Source organism: Pedococcus sp. P5_B7 (assembly GCF_054049895.1).
In genome coordinates this window covers 453,007-469,645 of record NZ_JBFULM010000002.1, presented here as the reverse complement: position 1 = coordinate 469,645, position 16,639 = coordinate 453,007, and the positions used below count along the sequence as shown (strand labels likewise).

Genomic DNA, 16,639 nt, shown 5'->3' with positions numbered 1-16,639 from the left:
TCGGGCCTTCCACGATCTGAGACATAAGGTCGTGTTATTTGACCGATAACCAAATGCTATCCAAACTCCTAGTTGTCACATAGGAGATGCGCACCCGCGCCACCACGCCGTCCCGGCGAAGAAGGAGCCCTCGATGAGCCGTCACACCCGCCTTGCTCTGGCCGCAGCCGCGACCGTCGGAGCACTGGTGATGACCGCCTGTGGTGGCGGCGGAGCCAGTGACACGGTCGGCGGCGACGCCGTGAACGCCGGCGCCAGGACCGGCACCATCAACCTCTTCGCGTATGCCGTGCCCAAGGTCGGCTACGACAAGGTCATCCCCGCGTTCAACCAGACCGAGGCCGGCAAGGGCGTGCAGTTCCAGCAGTCCTACGGGGCCTCCGGAGACCAGTCGCGCAAGGTCGAGGCCGGCGCCACCGCGGACTTCGTGAACTTCTCGGTCGAGCCGGACATCACTCGCCTGGTCGACGCCGGCCTGGTCGCCAAGGACTGGAACGCCAACCAGTACAAGGGGATCCCGTTCGGCTCGGTCGTCACCATCGTGGTCCGCAAGGGCAACCCCAAGGGCATCAAGGACTGGGACGACCTGCTCAAGCCCGGGGTCGAGATCGTCACCCCGAACCCGTTCAGCTCGGGCAGCGCGAAGTGGAACCTCCTCGCCCCGTACGCCGCCAAGAGCGACGGCGGGAAGAACCCCCAGGCGGGCCTCGACTACATCGAGAAGCTGGTGACCGGTCACGTCAAGGTGCAGCCGAAGTCGGGCCGCGAGGCGACCGAGACCTTCCTGCAGGGCACCGGTGACGTGCTGCTGAGCTACGAGAACGAGGCGTTGTTCGCCGAGCGCAGTGGCGACCCGGTCGAGCACGTCACTCCGCCGACCACCTTCAAGATCGAGAACCCCACCGCGGTCCTGACCAAGAGCAAGAACTTCGCCAAGGCCAAGGCGTTCAACGACTACCTCTTCACGCCGGAGGCCCAGAAGCTGTGGGCGCAGGCCGGGTTCCGCCCGGTGGACCCGACCGTGGCCAAGGAGTTCGCGGCCGACTTCCCGCAGCCGACCAAGCTCTGGACGATCGACGACCTGGGCGGTTGGAAGACGGTCGACGGGACGCTCTTCAAGAAGGAGACCGGCGCGATCGCGCTCATCTACGACAAGGCTACGTCGTAGGACGGCGATGACCACGACAACCAACCACGCGCGCAGGGGCGACACCTCCACGGAGGGGTCGTCCCTGCCACCGCGCCCGCACCTGCCCCTCGGCGACGACGTGGACTCCCCGCCGCCGGCCCCAGCGTCTCGTCGCCGCACCGGCGTGGCCCGCCCGCTCGGCGTCGGACTGGTGGGCCTCTGGCTCAGCGTGCTGGTGCTCCTCCCGCTGGCGGCGCTGACCGTCACCTCGCTCGGCGAAGGAGTCGGCGGCTTCTGGCACGCCGTCTCCGCCCCTGTCGCACTCGCCTCCCTGCGGGTCACCGTGCTCGTGGCCGCCGTCGTCGCGGTCGTCAACGCCGTGATGGGCACCCTCATCGCCTGGGTGCTCGTGCGCGACGACTTCCCCGGCAAGCGCATCGTCAACGCCCTCATCGACCTGCCGTTCGCGCTGCCCACGATCGTGGCGAGCATCGTGCTGCTGTCCCTCTACGGCCCCAACAGCCCGATCCACGTGCACCTCAACGCCACCCAGCCGGGTCTGCTCGTTGCGCTCGCCTTCGTCACGCTGCCGTTCGTCGTGCGCTCGGTGCAGCCGGTCCTGATCGAGGCCGACCGCGAGGTGGAGGAGGCAGCGGCGTCGCTGGGCGCCTCCAACTGGACCACCTTCCGCCGCGTCGTGCTGCCGACCCTGGCCCCGGCCGTCATCAGCGGCACCGGCCTCGCCTTCGCCCGCGCGATCGGCGAGTACGGCTCCGTCGTCCTCATCGGCGGCAACATCCCGCGCAAGACCCAGGTGGCCTCGCAGTACATCCAGCAGCAGATCGAGATCGACCGGCCGCTCAACGCCGCCGCCGTCTCGGTGGTGCTGCTCGCGATCGCCTTCGTCACGCTGTTCGTCCTGCGGCTCTTCGCCGGGCGCAGCCTGCGCCGCGAGGAGGACGCCCAGTGAAGACCTCCACCACCGCCAGGATCGGTCTGCGGACCATCGCGCTCGGCTACCTCGTGCTGCTGATCGCGGTGCCGATCGTGCTCATCCTCTGGCGCACCTTCGGGGAAGGGGTCGGCGCCTTCGTCGACTCCATCCGCACCCCGGCCGCGATCTCCGCGCTCAACCTGTCGCTGCTCATCGTCGCGATCGTCGTGCCCCTCAACGTGGTGTTCGGGGTGGGCACCGCGCTGGCCCTGGTCCGCGGCCGGTTCCGCGGCCGCGGACTGGTGCAGGCGGTGGTCGACCTGCCGTTCGCGGTGTCGCCCATCGTGGTCGGTGTCTCACTGATCCTGCTCTGGGGCGTCGACGGGTGGTTCGGAGGTCTCGAGCGACTCGGCATCAAGGTCATCTTCGGCCTGCCCGGCATGGTGATCGCCACGCTCTTCGTGACGCTCCCGTTCGTCGTGCGGGAGGTCGAGCCGGTCCTCCACGAGATCGGCACGGAGCAGGAGCAGGCCGCGTCGACCCTCGGGGCGAGCACCTGGCAGACGTTCTGGCGGATCACCCTCCCCGCCATCCGCTGGGGCCTGACCTACGGCATCGTGCTGACGATCGCCCGGGCGCTCGGTGAGTTCGGCGCCGTGATCATGGTCAGCTCCGGCTTCCCCGGGGTGTCCCAGACCCTGACCCTGTTGGTCCACTCGCGCTACATCGACGACCACAACACCTACGGCGCGTATGCCGCGGCCACCCTGCTCATGGGCCTGGCCGTGCTGACGCTGCTCGGCATGACAGCACTCGACCGCAAGAGGAGCAGGACATGATCCGCGTCATCGGAGCCCGCAGGAGCTACGGCGACTTCGCCGCGCTCGACGACGTCACCCTGGACATCCCGGCGGGCTCGCTCACCGCCCTGCTGGGGCCGAGCGGCTCGGGCAAGTCGACCCTGTTGCGCTCCATCGCCGGGCTCGAGCAGCTCGACGGGGGACGCATCGTCATCGCCGGCCGCGACGTGACCGGGGTGGCGCCCCAGAAGCGGGGGATCGGCTTCGTCTTCCAGCACTATGCGGCGTTCAAGCACATGACGGTGCGCGACAACGTGGCGTTCGGGCTCACCATCCGCAAGCGGTCCAAGGCCGAGATCGCGCGCAAGGTCGACGACCTGCTCGAGATCGTGGGCCTCGACGGGTTCCAGCACCGCTACCCGGCCCAGCTGTCGGGTGGCCAGCGGCAGCGGATGGCGCTGGCCCGGGCGCTCGCGGTCGACCCCGAGGTGCTGCTCCTCGACGAGCCGTTCGGCGCGCTCGATGCCAAGGTCCGGGCCGACCTGCGGCAGTGGCTGAGGCGGCTGCACGACGAGGTCCACGTGACCACCGTCCTGGTCACCCACGACCAGGAGGAGGCCCTCGACGTGGCCGACCGCATCGCCGTGCTCAACAAGGGCCGGATCGAGCAGGTCGGCGACCCGGTGACGCTCTACGACCGCCCGGCCAACGACTTCGTGATGTCGTTCCTCGGCTCGGTGGCCCGGCTCGGTGGCGCGCTGGTGCGCCCGCACGACATCGCCCTCGACCGCGACGTCGAGCGAGCCCGAGCCGCCGACGCGCGGGTCGGCAGCTCGCCGGGTGTCGTCGAGGCCGTGGTCGAGCGGGTCGTCCGCCTGGGCTTCGAGGTCCGGATCGACCTGCGCGCCGACTCGGGCACCCGCTTCGCCGCCCAGGTCACCCGCGCGGAGGCCGACGCCCTTGGCCTCGTCGAGGGCGAGACGGTGTACGCCAGGGCCACGACCGGGCCGGACGCCGCCGAGATCCACCCTGCGCTGGCCATCTGAGTCGCGGCCGACCGGCAGCTGGTGGCGGGCGACCGCCCACCGCGATGGGTATGCCGCGTGCTCACGTGCCGCGGCGGTGCGACAGAATGCGTTCGTGGACATCTCGGCACGCACGGAGTACGCGGTCCGGGCCATGCTCATCCTCGCGGAGGCGGCGACGACCTCGGCGGGCCCGGTGAGCGTCGAGACGCTCTCCTACCGCCAGACCCTCCCGCGCAAGTTCCTCGAGGCGATCGTGGCCGACCTGCGCACGGCCGAGCTGGTCAAGAGCACCCGCGGCGCCCGCGGTGGCTACTCGCTGGCCCGGGAGCCCCGCGACATCTCGCTCGGTGAGGTGTTCCGCGCCGTGGACGGGCCGCTCGCGGAGGTGCGGGGCCTGCGGCCGCACGAGACGGCATACGAGGGCGTCGCCACGCACCTGCCCACCGTGTGGGTGGCGCTGCGCGCGAGCCTGCGCTCGGTGCTCGACGAGACCAGCCTGGCGGACGTGCTGTCGGGAGACCTGCCCGACCGGGTGTCGACGCTGGCGGCGGACCCCGACGCGTGGCGCAGTCGATGACGGAGGCCAACCCGACCGACCAGTCCGTGGGCGAGCTCGGCCCGGGCATCGACCCCGACGACCTCGCGACTGCGTTGCGGGTGCTCGAGCAGCTCGCCGAGATCGATGGCGACCACCCCGACATCCAGACCGTCAAGCGGGCCACGGGCCGGATGTACAAGCGGGTGCGCAAGGCTCGTCGTCGCGAGGCCAAGCAGCCCGAGATCGACCACGACGAGGCGATCATCGCCAAGACCGCCACGGGCTCCCCGATGCGGATCGACGACGAGACCAAGGGCATCTCGCTCGTCTCGACCGTCCGTGGCGCCCACGCCGGCGAGCTGATCAACCCGCGCAACTGCTACATCTGCAAGGCCGAGTACACGCTCGTCGACGCCTTCTACCACTGGCTGTGCCCCGACTGCGCCGCGCTGAGCCACACCAAGCGTGAGCAGCGCACCGACCTGACCGGCAAGCGGGCGCTCCTCACGGGTGGTCGCGCGAAGATCGGCATGTATATCGCGCTGTTGCTCCTGCGCGACGGTGCACACCTCACGATCACCACGCGCTTCCCGCACGACGCAGCGAGACGCTTTGCGGCACAGGAGGATTCGTCAGACTGGATCCACCGCCTCAAGGTCGTCGGCATCGACCTGCGCGACCCCACCCAGGTCGTCGCGCTGGCCGACGAGGTCGCCGCCGCAGGTCCGCTGGACATCCTCGTCAACAACGCGGCCCAGACCGTGCGCCGCTCGCCGGGCGCCTACTCCCACCTCGTCGAGGGTGAGTCGGTGCCCCTGGAGGGCGACGTCGCCTACCCGGAGCTGGTCACGTTCGACCGGATCAGCGAGGCCCACCCGGCCAACCTGCTCGGCACCCTGCAGGCCCAGAAGGTCGCCCACCACGAGGGGGAGTCGGAGCAGGAGGCAGCCCGTGCCCTCGCCCAGCGGTCGGCCGCGTCGATGACGTCGATGGCCCTGTCGGCCGGCCACGCCAGCCTCGAGGCGCACCTCGCCGGCACGGCGGTCGACGCAGGCGGCCTGCTGCCCGACACCCAGGTCAACAACTCCTGGACGCAGAAGGTCGAGGAGGTCGACCCGCTCGAGCTGCTCGAGGTGCAGCTGTGCAACTCGACTGCCCCCTTCATCCTCGTGTCGCGGCTGCGACCGTCGATGCGGGCCGCCGTCGCTGCCGGGGCCCGTCGCGCGTACGTCGTCAACGTCTCGGCCATGGAGGGGCAGTTCTCCAGGCGCTACAAGGGATCCGGCCACCCGCACACCAACATGGCGAAGGCGGCACTCAACATGCTGACCCGCACCAGCGCCGGCGAGATGTTCGAGACGGACAAGATCCTCATGACCGCAGTCGACACCGGCTGGATCACCGACGAGCGACCGCACCACGAGAAGCTGCGGATCGCCGCCGAGGGCTGGCACGCGCCCCTCGACCTCGTGGACGGCGCGGCCCGCGTCTACGACCCCATCGTGCGCGGCGAGGCCGGCGAGGACGTCTACGGCTGTTTCGTCAAGGACTTCGAACCCAGCCCCTGGTGAGGCGCGCCATGGACGAGCTGACCGCGTACCTGCTCGACGTCTTCGGCCTCGACGGCGGCGACGGATCGGCGCGGCTGACCTTCGTGGCCCGTGGCGCGGAAGGGCAGGTGAGCCGGCTCGAGTGCCACGGGCTCAGGTATGCCGTGAAGCAACCCTTCGCGGCATACGCGGGCTTCCCGGACCTGGCGTCGGGGGAGGAGGCGGTCCGTCGCGAGGCCGGTCACCTCGAGCACTTCGCCCGGGCCGGCATACCGGTGCCCGTCCCGGTCGCCGACCGGGTCGGGCGGTTCCTCGTGCCGGTGCCTGCGGAGCTGGGCGGGGGACTGGTGCGGCTCAGCACCTGGGTGGACGGGGCGGCTCCGCGGGCCGGCTTCGTTCCCGGCCTGCACGCGTCGGAGCTGGGCACGCTGCTCGGTCGGCTGCACGCCGTGGCGCCTGCGACCGACGACCCGATCGGCTGGTGGTACCGGACCGTCCCGGAGACTCAGGTCTGGGCCGACCTGGTGGAGCGGGCCGCCGACCAGCCGTGGCACGACGCCCTGGTGGCGCGGGTGGCGGACCTCGACGGGCTCTGCGACCTCGTGCGGAGGGTGCCCGCTCCGACCGGGCCGTTCGTGGTCGGCCACCGCGACCTGCACCCCGACAACATCCTGGTGACCGCCGACGGGCAGCTCGTCCCCGTGGACTGGGAGGACGTGGGCCCGGTGCTCCCCGACCAAGAGCTGGCCAAGGTGCTGGTCCAGTGGCACGTCGACGGCGAGGAGGTCGACGCGTCGGCCGTGCGCCGGACGGTCGCGTCCTACCGTGCGGCCCAAGGAACCGGGGCCGTGCGCGGGCTGGACGCGTTCACCATGCTGCTCAGCGGCGAGCTGAACTTCCTCGCCCGGCAGGCCGGGGCGGCCCTGGATCCGGCCACGGAGGACGCGCACCGCCGGCACGCGGTGGCCGAGGTGCAGGAGTGCCTCCTGTGGCTGCCCTCCCCGAGCACACTCCAGCACGTGCTCGACGTCGTGCTCGACCTCATGGCCGCGGGCTGACCCTGCCTGGTCGGGGCATCCCCACAGATCTGGCAGAATGGTCGGCTGTACCCGTCCAGGCACGGGCCCGGTCACGCACCGAGGCCTCCTGGCTGGAACGCCTACACCGAGTTCCGGTACCCCGCGTGAATCCTGCGCGGTCTTGCCGTGCTCACAACCAGAAACAGGAGACACCACCACCGTGGCCGTCAAGATTCGTCTGAAGCGCATGGGCAAGATCCGTGCACCGTTCTACCGCGTCGTCGTCATGGACTCGCGCGCCAAGCGCGATGGCCGGGCCATCGAGGAGATCGGCAAGTACCACCCCACCGAGGAGCCCTCGGTCATCGACATCAACTCGGACCGCGCGCAGTACTGGCTGGGCCAGGGCGCGCAGCCGACCGAGGCCGTCGCGGCACTGCTCAAGGTGACCGGCGACTGGCAGAAGTACAAGGGCGAGCCCGGCACCGAGGGCACGCTCAAGGTCAAGGCAGCCAAGCCGTCCAAGAAGGAGCTGTACGACGCGGCCATCGCCGCGGCGGGCAAGTCCGAGGCCGGCACCGACGGGGCGACCACCCCGAAGAAGCGCGCTGCCAAGAAGGCCGACGAGGCCCCCAAGGCCGACGAGGCCAAGGCCGAGGAGCCCAAGGCTGACGAGGCCCCCAAGGCCGAGGCGCCCGAGGCTGTCGCGGAAGCCCCCGTGGCCGACGAGGCCAAGGCTGAGACCGAGGAGGCCCCCGCGGCCGCCGCGGCCGACGCCGCGGACCAGGCCTGACCGTGCTGGAAGAGGCGCTCGAGCACCTCGTCAAGGGCATCGTCGACCACAAGGACGAGGTTGCCGTGCGACGCAAGGAGCTCCGCCGTGGTGAGGTGCTCGAGGTCCGGGTGCACCCCGAGGACCTCGGTCGCGTGATCGGTCGCTCCGGTCGCACCGCGAGCGCCCTGCGCACCGTCATGGGTGCGCTGGCCGGCGGCCAGAACGTGCGGGTCGACATTGTCGACACCGACAAGGTCCGCTGAGCGCTCACTCGCGCTGACACCTCACGAAGGGCCACCGGGTTTCCGGTGGCCCTTCGTCGTGTCCGGTCGTGCCTTCCCGTCGTAGCCCCGGACGTGCGGTCGTTCGGCTGCGGTGGACCCGCGCCCGGGAGTACGTTCCGCGGGTGGATCGCATCCCGTTCGCCGTGCCGGCAGCCCCGGGGCACCTCGACGGGTGGCGCGCCGGAGCCGGTCCGCCGGTCCTGCTGCTCCATGGCGGACCCGGGCTGTCCTACGGCCACCTCGACTCGCTGGCCGAGGAGCTCGCGGCGGCGTACGACGTGGCGTTCTTCCAGCAGCGAGGCCTGCCGCCCTCGACGGAGGAAGGACCGTTCACCGTCGAACAGGCGGTCGCCGACATCTGCGCGGTCCTCGACGGGATCGGCGTGGAGCGGGTTTGGCTGGTGGGCCACAGCTGGGGCGGTCACCTGGCGTTCCACGCAGCCGCGTCCATCCCCGAGCGTCTGCTCGGCGTCCTGAGCATCGACCCGCTCGGCGCGGTCGGCGACGGTGGGGCGGAGGCGTTCGGCGCGGAGATGATGCGCCGGGTGCCGGAACACCTGCGGGCCCGGGCCCAGGAGCTGGACGACAAGGACACCGACGGCACCGCCACTGACGCCGACGAGCAGGAGATGCTCGACATCGTCTGGCCGTCCTACTTCAGCGAGCCGGCCGCCGCCACGCCGCGTCCACCCCTGGCGGTCTCGAACGCCGCCCACCTCGGGCTGTGGGAGGACCTCGTGGAGCAGCTCCCCGCGCTGGAGGCGGCACTGCCGTCCATCGACGTCCCCGTCGGGGTGCTGTCGGGTGCCGACAGCCCGATGCCGGCCGAGGAGTCGGCGCGGGCCACGGCCGAGCGGATCCCCGACGCCTGGGTCCACGTCGAGCCGGGCACCGGGCACTTCCTCTGGCTCGACCACCCCGGGTGCGCGCTCGCCGCCCTCGACCGCCTGGTGCAAGGGACTTCCGAGACCTGAGAGGATCGGCACATGCCTGCCGACTCCAGACTGCTCGTCGCCCGCATCGGCAAGCCGCACGGCCTGCGCGGTGAGGTGACCGTGCAGACCCACACCGACGACCCGGAGGCGCGCTTCGCCCCCGGCGTCAACTACGCGACCGAGGCCGCCCCCGGGTCCGGCGTGCCGCGCTCGCTCACCCTGCGCACCGCTCGGCTGCACCAGAAGGTCTGGCTGCTCGGCTTCGAGGAGATCCCCGACCGCACCGGCGCCGAGTCGCTGCGCGGCACCCGCCTGTTCATCGACGCCGAGGCCGCGGCCGAGGCTGCGTCCGACGAGGACGACGCGTGGTACGAGGACGAGCTCGTCGGACTCACCGCCGTGGACCCCTCCGGGACCGCCCTCGGCGAGGTCACCGGTCTGCGCACGGGTGCGGTCCAGGACCAGCTGGTGCTGCGGCTGACCGGCGGCGCCGAGGCGCTCGTGCCGTTCGTCGAGGCCATCGTCCCTGAGGTCGACGTCGAGGGTGGCCGGGTCGTCGTCGACCCGCCCCCCGGGCTCCTCGAGCTCAACGCCGAATGACGGCGGACCACCGGTGATCCTCGACGTCGTCTCGATCTTCCCCGAGTACCTCGCACCCCTGGACCTCTCGCTGATCGGGAAGGCCCGGCGCGACGGGCTGCTCGACCTGCGGGTGCACGACCTGCGCGACTTCACCCACGACCGGCACCACTCGGTCGACGACACCCCCTACGGCGGCGGTGCCGGCATGGTGATGAAGCCGCAGCCGTGGGCCGAGGCCCTCGCCCACGTGGCCGCCTCGGGCGCCGACGGCGCCCGCCCGCGTCTCATCGTCCCCGGCCCGGGAGGTATGCCGTTCACGCAGGCCCTGGCGCGCGAGCTCGCCGAGGAGCCGTGGCTGGCCTTCGCCTGCGGACGCTACGAGGGGATCGACGAGCGCGTCTACGAGTACGCCGCTGACGAGCTCGGGCTCGAGGTGTCGGTGGTCTCGCTCGGCGACTACGTGCTGAACGGGGGAGAGGTGGCCGTGCTCGCGATGGTCGAGGCGGTGGCCCGCCTGCTGCCCGGCGTCATCGGCAACGCGGAGTCCCTCGTCGAGGAGTCCCACGAGGACGGGCTGCTCGAGTACCCCGTGTACACCAAGCCCGCCGCCTGGGAGTCGAGTGCGGGCGTGACCCGGGCGGTGCCACCGGTGCTGCTGTCCGGGGACCACGGGGCGATCGCCGCGTGGCGCCACCAGCAACGGCTCGAGCGCACGGCGGCGCGCAGACCCGACCTCCTGCACTCCGCTGCGGCCCTGACGACGCAGGACCTCGCGATCACCGTCGCCCAGCCCTCAGATGCCGCCGAGCTGACGACTCTGCAACGGGCCTGCTGGGTGAGCGAGGCCAAGGCCAACGACACCCACGACATCCCACCACTCGTCGAGTCCCTCGACGACGTGGCGCACGGCCTGCTGGAGTGGCAGACCTGGGTGGTGCGCGAGGGCGGCCGGCTGGTCGCCTCGGTGCGGGCGCGGTCGCACCCGGACGACCCCGCCACCTGGCAGATCGGCCGGCTGATGGTCGCCCCCGACCTCCAGGGCCGTGGCCTCGGGCGCGCGCTGCTCGCCCATGCGGAGGCGCAGGCGCCGTCGGGCACGGCGGCATACTGGCTCAACACAGGGACCCGCAGCGACCGCAACCTGCGGACCTACCGCAAGGCCGGCTACCGCGTGCAGCCCGGAGAGGGCGCCTTCCCCGGCACTGTCGACCTGCTCAAGCGGCGTCGTTGACGCGCTCGCTGGCGTAGAGCCGGTAGAGGGCGTAGGCCGCCACGGCGCACAGCAGGTGCCAGGCGGCGTGGCCCTGCAGGAGCGACTCGGGGTGGCAGAGGGACGACCCGTCCTTGGCGAGGTTCCAGATCGCGAACGCCAGCGCGAGGGCCCCGGCCGAGGCCAGCCCCCAGCCGACCTGGCGCCGCCCCGTGCCACGCCGCCACAGCACGGCCTCACCGGCCAGGGCCACGAGCAGGAAGAGCCCGAACGCGAGGTTGGCGGCGATGTCGACCATCGGCACGTGCCCCGGGATGCGTTCGACCAGCTCGCAGACCAGCACGACGCCGACGAACGAGGCCGCGAAGAAGCCGGTGCCGCGGCCCAGCACCCGCGTGACCGCATACGACGAGGCGAAGGCGGCGATGAGGTACATGCTGAGCAGGTCGAGGTGGCCGCCGAGGGCGCTCTGGGTCGCGTGCATCGCGGCGCTCGCTGGCCCGAGGAGCACCACGACCACCCCGAGGGCCGCCGCGAGCCGGGGGTTGGCCGCAATGGTCGTGCCGGGCGATCCCGCCCTCCAGGCAATGGCCAGGCCGGCGACGACGAACCCGGCGTTGCTGAAGGTGTTGGCGGGCTGGCGGACGAGGGCGTCGCGCGCCGCCTCGCAGAACCGGTCGCCGCGACCGACGTCCGGGCCGAGCCAGCCGTGCAGCACCGCGAGCCACAGCAGGCCCACCGAGACGACCGTGACGGCGCAGGCCAGCGCGAACGGTCGCAGGTCGCGCTGCGTGCGGGTCGGCATGGAGGCGAGTATGCCGCCGCGGGTCACCGCGGGTCGGTGGTGACCTAGTCGACGAGGCTCGCGGCCAAGTCGTCGGGGAGCAGGAGGCGTCCGGCCAGGAGGTGTTCCGCCACGAGCACGGTGACGGTCTGGGCAGCCATGATCCCGAAGAGCACCAGCACCTGGGCCGTGGCCGCCTGCGCCGGGGTGCCGCCGCCGAGCATGACCCCGATGAAGGCCCCTGGCAGGGTGACCACCCCGGTGGTCTTCACCTGGTCGAGCCCCGGGAGGAGCGCCTCGGGTGCGCGGCGGTGGACGATCTCGCGGATGGCCTGGCGGGGGAGCAGGCCGACCGAGAGGCTGGCTTCGTACTGGCTGTGCTCCTCGCGCAGGGCGGCGAAGGCGCGGCGCCCGACGAGGGTGTGTGCCGTCATCGCGTTGCCGACGATGATGCCCGCCACCGGGATGACGGCGATCCCGGTCGGGGGGATCGTGCCCGTGGCCAGCACGATCGCCAACACCGGGAGCACGCCGGCGGCCATCGCCAGCGCGGCCCACGACCACGCCCGCGGCGCCTCCACCCGGCGCGACGTCGTGAGGACCCCCATCGCGAACATCACGCAGACCAGCGCCACCGACCACGGCAGGCTGTCGACCACGGCGGCGATGAGCACGGCCGCGAGCCCCAGCTGGACGATGGCCCGCACCGCGGCGACGAGGACGGGGCGCTCCAGGCCGTAGCCGGCGAAGCGGTGCGCGGCCATCGCGAGTGCCAGCAGCAGGGCCAGCGCGAGGCCGACGGGCCAGCCGGGGTCGATGCTCACAGGCGTCACCGTATGCCGCGGGGCTGCGACGGGGGCGCAGCGGGCCCGCCGCGAAAAAAGTTCGCGGTTCTCGGGAATGTTTCCTGTATCGTTCTACTTGAACGATTTAGTACAACGATCCAGAACGCCGTCCAGCGCACCCAGAAGGAGGCCGGAAGCCATGGGTAACGTCACGCTCAGGTCCGTCGCCGAGGCCGCCGGGGTCTCCGTCTCCACGGTCTCGAACGCCTACAACAAGCCCGACCAGCTCTCCACCGAGGTGCGCCAGCGCGTGCTCGAGACCGCCAAGGCGCTCGGGTATGCCGGGCCCAACCCGGCCGCGCGCAGCCTGCGGTCCCAGCGGGCGCGGGCCATCGGGCTGGTCTTCACCGAGCGGCTCAGCTACGCGTTCTCCGACCCCTACTCGGTGGGCATGCTGGCCGGCCTCGCCGAGGTGGCCGAGCAGTTCCAGACCGGGCTGCTGCTCATCCCGCTGCGACCGTTCGACCCCGAGCGGCCCGAGGAGGTCGAGGCGAGCGCCGAGGCCATGCGGGCCGCCGTCGTCGACGGGCTCCTGGCCTACTGCCTCGACATCGACCACCCGGCCCGGGAGATCGCGGTCGACCGGGGGCTCCGGATGGTCGCCACGGACGACAAGGACCCCCGGATGGACGGGCTCGTCCTCATCGACGAGCGCGGCGCCGCGCGGCAGGTGGGCGAGCACATCCGCCGGCTCGGCCACCGCAGCGTCGGCATCGTCGTCGACAGCAAGGTCGACTCACCCGCCGTGGTCGAGGTCGACGACGTGGAGCACCGGTCGATGTCGTTCTCGTGGGACCGCTACGACGGCTTCCGCGAGGGCCTCGGTCCGGACGTCACCGTGCAGACGGTCGCGCCACCCGGCCACAACTCGGTCGAGGCGGGCCGGGCCGCGGGGGCCCACCTGCTCGACCGGCAGGACCGCCCCACCGCGATCATCACCGTCAGCGACGTGCTGGCCCTCGGGGTCCTCGACGCCATGAGCCAGCGCGGCCTGACCCCCGGCCGCGACGTCTCGCTCTCCGGCTTCGACGACGTGCCGGCAGCGGCCGGCGCCGGACTCACCACCGTGCGCCAACCGATCGCCGAGCGCGGGCGCATCGCCGGCCGGATGCTCCTCGACCCCGATTACACCGAGCGCCGCATCGTGCTCCCCACCGAGCTCGTCGTGAGGTCCAGCACTGGGCCAGCCGCGACGTCACAGACGCGCTGACGGATCCGTCAGCGTCCACAGCACCACCGCACCCTGAAGGGAGGAGGACATGAGCGACTACATCGCCCTCACCATCAACAGCAACGCAGGCGCCGCCCTGGCCCGGTCGGCCCGACCGGACGCCCCCGTCGTCGACGACGGACTCGGCACCAGTCCGGCTCGCCGGCCCGTGCGTCGTTCGTTGGCGACCACCCTGCGCGGCGCCGCCGCCGTCGAGCGTCGCCTGGCTGACCGGCTCGACCCGGTCGGCCGTCCGGCGCCCGCCCGCGCCTGACGCGTGCCGCGGGTATGCCGCCGGTAAGCCGCGGGTATGCCGCGTGGCCCGGCCACGCGGCATACCCGGTCGTCAGGGGCGGCGGCGATTTCTGTCGCGGCCCCTGTGCGTGGCAGAATGGCTCCTTGCGCCCGCGTGACCAGCGACCCCTGCCACAGGGGGAGTGTCCGGGCAGGGTCCCGGCCACGTGGTCGGTCACGCACACGGCGCACACCATCATCAGCAGCACCACCCAACACCCTGGGCGACCTGTGGCGCCGAGAAGAAAGCGAATCTGCCATGCAGCGTTTCGACGAGCTCGACAAGGCGTCCCTCCGCGACGACATCCCGGCCTTCCGCGCCGGTGACACCGTCAACGTCCACGTGAAGGTCATCGAGGGCACGCGCTCCCGTGTCCAGGTCTTCAAGGGCGTCGTGATCCGTCGCCACGGTGGTGGCCTGGGCGAGACGTTCACCGTCCGCAAGGTCTCGTTCGGCGTCGGCGTCGAGCGCACCTTCCCCCTGCACACCCCGGTCATCGACCACATCGAGGTCGTCACCCGCGGTGACGTCCGTCGCGCGAAGCTGTACTACCTGCGCGACCTGCGCGGCAAGGCCGCCAAGATCAAGGAGAAGCGCGAGACGACCCCCGCCAAGTAAGGCGGAATCATCTCCCCCTCAGCGCGTCCCGGCGCTCGTCGCCACAGCCCTGAGGGTTAGGCTCCGGAGCGATGAACCCGGGACCGGAAGCACCCCAGCAGGACCCGGCCGCCGCACCAGTCGAGACTGACGCGGCGGCCGAGTCCGAACGCCCCCGAGGCGGCCCTTCGTGGCTGCTGCTCGGCGGCGTCGCACTGCTGGTGATGCTGCTGGTCCGGGGTTTCCTCGTCCAGTCCTTCTACGTGCCGTCAGGCTCCATGGAGCCGACCATCGAGCCGGGCGACCGGATCCTGGTCAACAAGCTGGCCGACGGCGGCTCGGTGCGACGGGGCGACGTGGTCGTCTTCGACGGCACCACGACGTTTGCCGCCGCCGACCTCACCCCGCACCAGGACGACGGCGCCATCGGCAAGGTCCTGGGTGACGCGGCCTCGTTGGTGGGGGTCGACCTCGGCGAGCAGGACTTCGTGAAGCGGGTCATCGGCCTGCCGGGCGACCGCGTGGTCTGCTGCGACCGGGGCAGCCTGACCGTCAACGGCACGGTGCTCGACGAGACCTACGTCATGCCCGGCGACAAGCCGAGCGAGCTGGAGTTCGACGTCACCGTCCCCGTCGGACGGCTCTGGGTGATGGGCGACCACCGCAGCGACAGCGCCGACTCGCGCTCCCACCTGGGCGACCCGGGCGGCGGCACGGTGCGGCTGTCCGACGTCATCGGTCGCGCGAGTGCGACGTACTGGCCGCTGTCGCGCCTCGGCCGCTTCGAGCGCCCCGACGCACTGGCCGACCTGCCCCGCGTGGGTGAGCCGTGAGCGGCACGCCGCGCGACGGCGACAACGGCTGGCTGAGGTTCGAGGCCGACCAGCCGGACCCCACCCGGGTCGAGACCGACGCCGCCCACGACTCCCACGACCCGGCCTGGCTGCGCCACGACCTGCCCGACCCCAGCCCGACCGTCGCCACAGACGCGGGCGCGGCTGCGCCCACCCACCCACCGGACTCCCCGTGGTTGCCGTCCGACGTGGAGGTGGCCCGGCCGACGCCCACGCCCGAGGACGCGCACGACACCGGGGTCCCGCCCACGATCGTCGGCCAGGCCGAGGAGTCGACCCCGGCGCGGGTGACCACCGAGACCAGACCCCTGCCCGAGGAGATCCCGGTGGCCGCTGCGCGTGACGAGTCGGCGCCCCAGGACGACGAAGCAGGAGCCGACGGCGAGGGCGCGACGGGACGGCGCGACGACGGTGAGGGCGCGAAGCGACGGCGCGACGACGAGGGCGCGAAGGGGCGGCGCGACGACGACGAGTCGGTCAGCGGGCTGGCCGTGCTCGGCGCGGCCATCAAGGAGTTCGCCATCGTCGTGGGGATGGCCCTCGTGCTGTCCTTCATCGTCAAGACCTGGCTGCTCCAGGCCTTCTACATCCCGTCCGGGTCGATGGAAGACACCCTCGTCCTCAACGACCGCGTGATCGTCAGCAAGCTGACCCCCGGCCCGATCGACCTCAAGCGCGGCGACATCGTCGTGTTCGCCGACCCCGGACAGTGGCTCGACGAGGCCCCGAAGGCCCAGCAGGGCCCGGTCGCGACCGTCGTCACCGAGACACTCACGTTCGTCGGACTGCTGCCCGACAACGCCGAGAACCACCTCATCAAGCGGGTCATCGGGCTGCCGGGCGACCACGTGGTGTGCTGCGACGAGGGCGGCCGGATCACGATCAACGGCACCGCGATCAAGGAGCCCTACCTCAAGCCCGGCGACGCCGCGAGCGAGCAGGACTTCGACATCACCGTGCCGAGCGGGCGGGTGTGGGTCATGGGTGACCACCGCTCCAACTCGGCCGACTCGCGCGTCCACGACGGCCCCGAGAACAATGGCAGCCAGGGGTCCGTCGACGAGCGTCTCGTCGTCGGCCGCGCCGTGGCCCTCGTCTGGCCGCTCGACCACCTGACCTGGCTGTCCAACCCGACCTCGACCTTCGCCCAGGTCCCGGCCCCCTCGCCTGCCACGGCCACCACCGACTCCCAGGGCGCTGGCGTCACCGGCGACGGTCCCGGTGGCGGCGAGGTGGGCGGCACGGACACACCGACCGGGTCGGGCTGAGC

19 protein-coding genes and 1 pseudogene are annotated in these 16,639 nt (G+C 71.8%); 18 read left to right on the top strand and 2 right to left on the bottom strand.

The window, feature by feature from the left end; all coding sequences use genetic code 11:
- Nucleotides 1–133: 133 nt before the first annotated feature.
- The 13 genes and pseudogenes from ACXJKD_RS05080 (at nucleotide 134) to trmD (ending at nucleotide 10,805) form a co-directional block, all read left to right on the top strand.
- Nucleotides 134–1,168, top strand: a complete 1,035-nt coding sequence (locus ACXJKD_RS05080) for a sulfate ABC transporter substrate-binding protein (protein WP_457253342.1) — start codon at nucleotides 134–136, stop codon at nucleotides 1,166–1,168.
- Between the two features lie 7 nt (nucleotides 1,169–1,175).
- Nucleotides 1,176–2,099 (top strand): sulfate ABC transporter permease subunit CysT, encoded by a 924-nt coding sequence (gene cysT / locus ACXJKD_RS05075; RefSeq protein WP_457253341.1) that lies wholly within the window; start codon nucleotides 1,176–1,178, stop codon nucleotides 2,097–2,099.
- Nucleotides 2,096–2,902 (top strand): sulfate ABC transporter permease subunit CysW, encoded by an 807-nt coding sequence (cysW, locus tag ACXJKD_RS05070; protein WP_457253339.1) that lies wholly within the window; start codon nucleotides 2,096–2,098, stop codon nucleotides 2,900–2,902. The genes cysT and cysW overlap by 4 nt, the downstream gene beginning before the upstream one ends.
- A pseudogene (locus ACXJKD_RS05065) lies at nucleotides 2,899–3,552 on the top strand (sulfate/molybdate ABC transporter ATP-binding protein); the annotation flags it as partial. The gene cysW and the pseudogene ACXJKD_RS05065, both read left to right, overlap by 4 nt.
- Nucleotides 3,553–3,582: 30 nt before the next feature.
- Complete coding sequence (locus ACXJKD_RS05060; protein ID WP_457254157.1) at nucleotides 3,583–3,909, top strand: TOBE-like domain-containing protein; 327 nt, start codon at nucleotides 3,583–3,585, stop codon at nucleotides 3,907–3,909.
- A gap of 94 nt (nucleotides 3,910–4,003) precedes the next feature.
- A complete protein-coding gene (locus tag ACXJKD_RS05055; protein WP_457253337.1) occupies nucleotides 4,004–4,468 on the top strand; it encodes an RrF2 family transcriptional regulator in 465 nt (154 codons plus the stop codon).
- Nucleotides 4,465–6,000, top strand: coding sequence for an SDR family NAD(P)-dependent oxidoreductase (locus ACXJKD_RS05050; RefSeq protein ID WP_457253336.1), 1,536 nt, complete (start codon nucleotides 4,465–4,467; stop codon nucleotides 5,998–6,000). The genes ACXJKD_RS05055 and ACXJKD_RS05050 overlap by 4 nt, the downstream gene beginning before the upstream one ends.
- 8 nt (nucleotides 6,001–6,008) lie before the next feature.
- The gene (locus tag ACXJKD_RS05045) at nucleotides 6,009–7,037 is read left to right on the top strand and encodes a phosphotransferase enzyme family protein (protein WP_457253335.1); all 1,029 of its coding nucleotides are present in this window, start codon (nucleotides 6,009–6,011) and stop codon (nucleotides 7,035–7,037) included.
- A 181-nt stretch (nucleotides 7,038–7,218) separates the two neighbouring features.
- Nucleotides 7,219–7,791, top strand: coding sequence for a 30S ribosomal protein S16 (gene rpsP, locus ACXJKD_RS05040; RefSeq protein WP_457253334.1), 573 nt, complete (start codon nucleotides 7,219–7,221; stop codon nucleotides 7,789–7,791).
- 2 nt (nucleotides 7,792–7,793) lie between these two features.
- A complete protein-coding gene (locus ACXJKD_RS05035) occupies nucleotides 7,794–8,036 on the top strand; it encodes an RNA-binding protein (protein ID WP_056922545.1) in 243 nt (80 codons plus the stop codon).
- A 143-nt stretch (nucleotides 8,037–8,179) separates the two neighbouring features.
- Entirely contained in the window at nucleotides 8,180–9,031 is an 852-nt protein-coding gene (locus tag ACXJKD_RS05030) for an alpha/beta fold hydrolase (protein ID WP_457253333.1), read from the top strand.
- A 12-nt stretch (nucleotides 9,032–9,043) separates the two neighbouring features.
- Nucleotides 9,044–9,592, top strand: coding sequence for a ribosome maturation factor RimM (gene rimM / locus ACXJKD_RS05025; RefSeq protein WP_457253332.1), 549 nt, complete (start codon nucleotides 9,044–9,046; stop codon nucleotides 9,590–9,592).
- A gap of 13 nt (nucleotides 9,593–9,605) precedes the next feature.
- A complete protein-coding gene (trmD, locus tag ACXJKD_RS05020) occupies nucleotides 9,606–10,805 on the top strand; it encodes a tRNA (guanosine(37)-N1)-methyltransferase TrmD (protein WP_457253331.1) in 1,200 nt (399 codons plus the stop codon).
- Here trmD and ACXJKD_RS05015 read toward each other — a convergent pair.
- On the bottom strand, nucleotides 10,789–11,589 hold the full coding sequence (locus tag ACXJKD_RS05015; RefSeq protein WP_457253330.1) for a ceramidase domain-containing protein: 801 nt from the start codon (nucleotides 11,587–11,589) through the stop codon (nucleotides 10,789–10,791). The genes trmD and ACXJKD_RS05015 overlap by 17 nt on opposite strands.
- Before the next feature lie 44 nt (nucleotides 11,590–11,633).
- Nucleotides 11,634–12,392, bottom strand: a complete 759-nt coding sequence (locus ACXJKD_RS05010) for an ABC transporter permease (protein ID WP_457253329.1) — start codon at nucleotides 12,390–12,392, stop codon at nucleotides 11,634–11,636.
- 160 nt (nucleotides 12,393–12,552) lie between these two features.
- Between ACXJKD_RS05010 and ACXJKD_RS05005 the strand changes: the two genes are divergently transcribed.
- From ACXJKD_RS05005 to lepB (ACXJKD_RS04985), 5 genes are all read left to right on the top strand, one after another.
- Nucleotides 12,553–13,623, top strand: coding sequence for a LacI family DNA-binding transcriptional regulator (locus tag ACXJKD_RS05005; protein WP_457253328.1), 1,071 nt, complete (start codon nucleotides 12,553–12,555; stop codon nucleotides 13,621–13,623).
- Nucleotides 13,624–13,672: 49 nt separating this feature from the next.
- Nucleotides 13,673–13,897, top strand: coding sequence for a hypothetical protein (locus ACXJKD_RS05000; protein WP_457253327.1), 225 nt, complete (start codon nucleotides 13,673–13,675; stop codon nucleotides 13,895–13,897).
- A gap of 279 nt (nucleotides 13,898–14,176) precedes the next feature.
- Complete coding sequence (rplS, locus tag ACXJKD_RS04995; protein WP_457253326.1) at nucleotides 14,177–14,536, top strand: 50S ribosomal protein L19; 360 nt, start codon at nucleotides 14,177–14,179, stop codon at nucleotides 14,534–14,536.
- Nucleotides 14,537–14,607: 71 nt separating this feature from the next.
- Nucleotides 14,608–15,348, top strand: coding sequence for a signal peptidase I (gene lepB / locus ACXJKD_RS04990; RefSeq protein ID WP_457253324.1), 741 nt, complete (start codon nucleotides 14,608–14,610; stop codon nucleotides 15,346–15,348).
- Nucleotides 15,345–16,637 (top strand): signal peptidase I, encoded by a 1,293-nt coding sequence (gene lepB, locus ACXJKD_RS04985; RefSeq protein ID WP_457253323.1) that lies wholly within the window; start codon nucleotides 15,345–15,347, stop codon nucleotides 16,635–16,637. The genes lepB (ACXJKD_RS04990) and lepB (ACXJKD_RS04985) overlap by 4 nt, the downstream gene beginning before the upstream one ends.
- Nucleotides 16,638–16,639 lie beyond the last annotated feature (2 nt).

Excerpts from the sequence above, each read along its gene's own strand:
- lepB (WP_457253324.1), top strand. The coding sequence starts at position 14,608 with ATGAACCCGGGACCGGAAGCACCCCAGCAGGACCCGGCCGCCGCACCA.
- ACXJKD_RS05080 (WP_457253342.1), top strand. The coding sequence starts at position 134 with ATGAGCCGTCACACCCGCCTTGCTCTGGCCGCAGCCGCGACCGTCGGA.
- ACXJKD_RS05015 (WP_457253330.1), bottom strand. The coding sequence starts at position 11,589 with ATGCCGACCCGCACGCAGCGCGACCTGCGACCGTTCGCGCTGGCCTGC.
- ACXJKD_RS05050 (WP_457253336.1), top strand. The coding sequence starts at position 4,465 with ATGACGGAGGCCAACCCGACCGACCAGTCCGTGGGCGAGCTCGGCCCG.
- ACXJKD_RS05000 (WP_457253327.1), top strand. The coding sequence starts at position 13,673 with ATGAGCGACTACATCGCCCTCACCATCAACAGCAACGCAGGCGCCGCC.
- cysT (WP_457253341.1), top strand. The coding sequence starts at position 1,176 with ATGACCACGACAACCAACCACGCGCGCAGGGGCGACACCTCCACGGAG.
- rplS (WP_457253326.1), top strand. The coding sequence starts at position 14,177 with ATGCAGCGTTTCGACGAGCTCGACAAGGCGTCCCTCCGCGACGACATC.
- ACXJKD_RS05045 (WP_457253335.1), top strand. The coding sequence starts at position 6,009 with ATGGACGAGCTGACCGCGTACCTGCTCGACGTCTTCGGCCTCGACGGC.
- ACXJKD_RS05060 (WP_457254157.1), top strand. The coding sequence starts at position 3,583 with ATGTCGTTCCTCGGCTCGGTGGCCCGGCTCGGTGGCGCGCTGGTGCGC.
- ACXJKD_RS05005 (WP_457253328.1), top strand. The coding sequence starts at position 12,553 with ATGGGTAACGTCACGCTCAGGTCCGTCGCCGAGGCCGCCGGGGTCTCC.
- rimM (WP_457253332.1), top strand. The coding sequence starts at position 9,044 with ATGCCTGCCGACTCCAGACTGCTCGTCGCCCGCATCGGCAAGCCGCAC.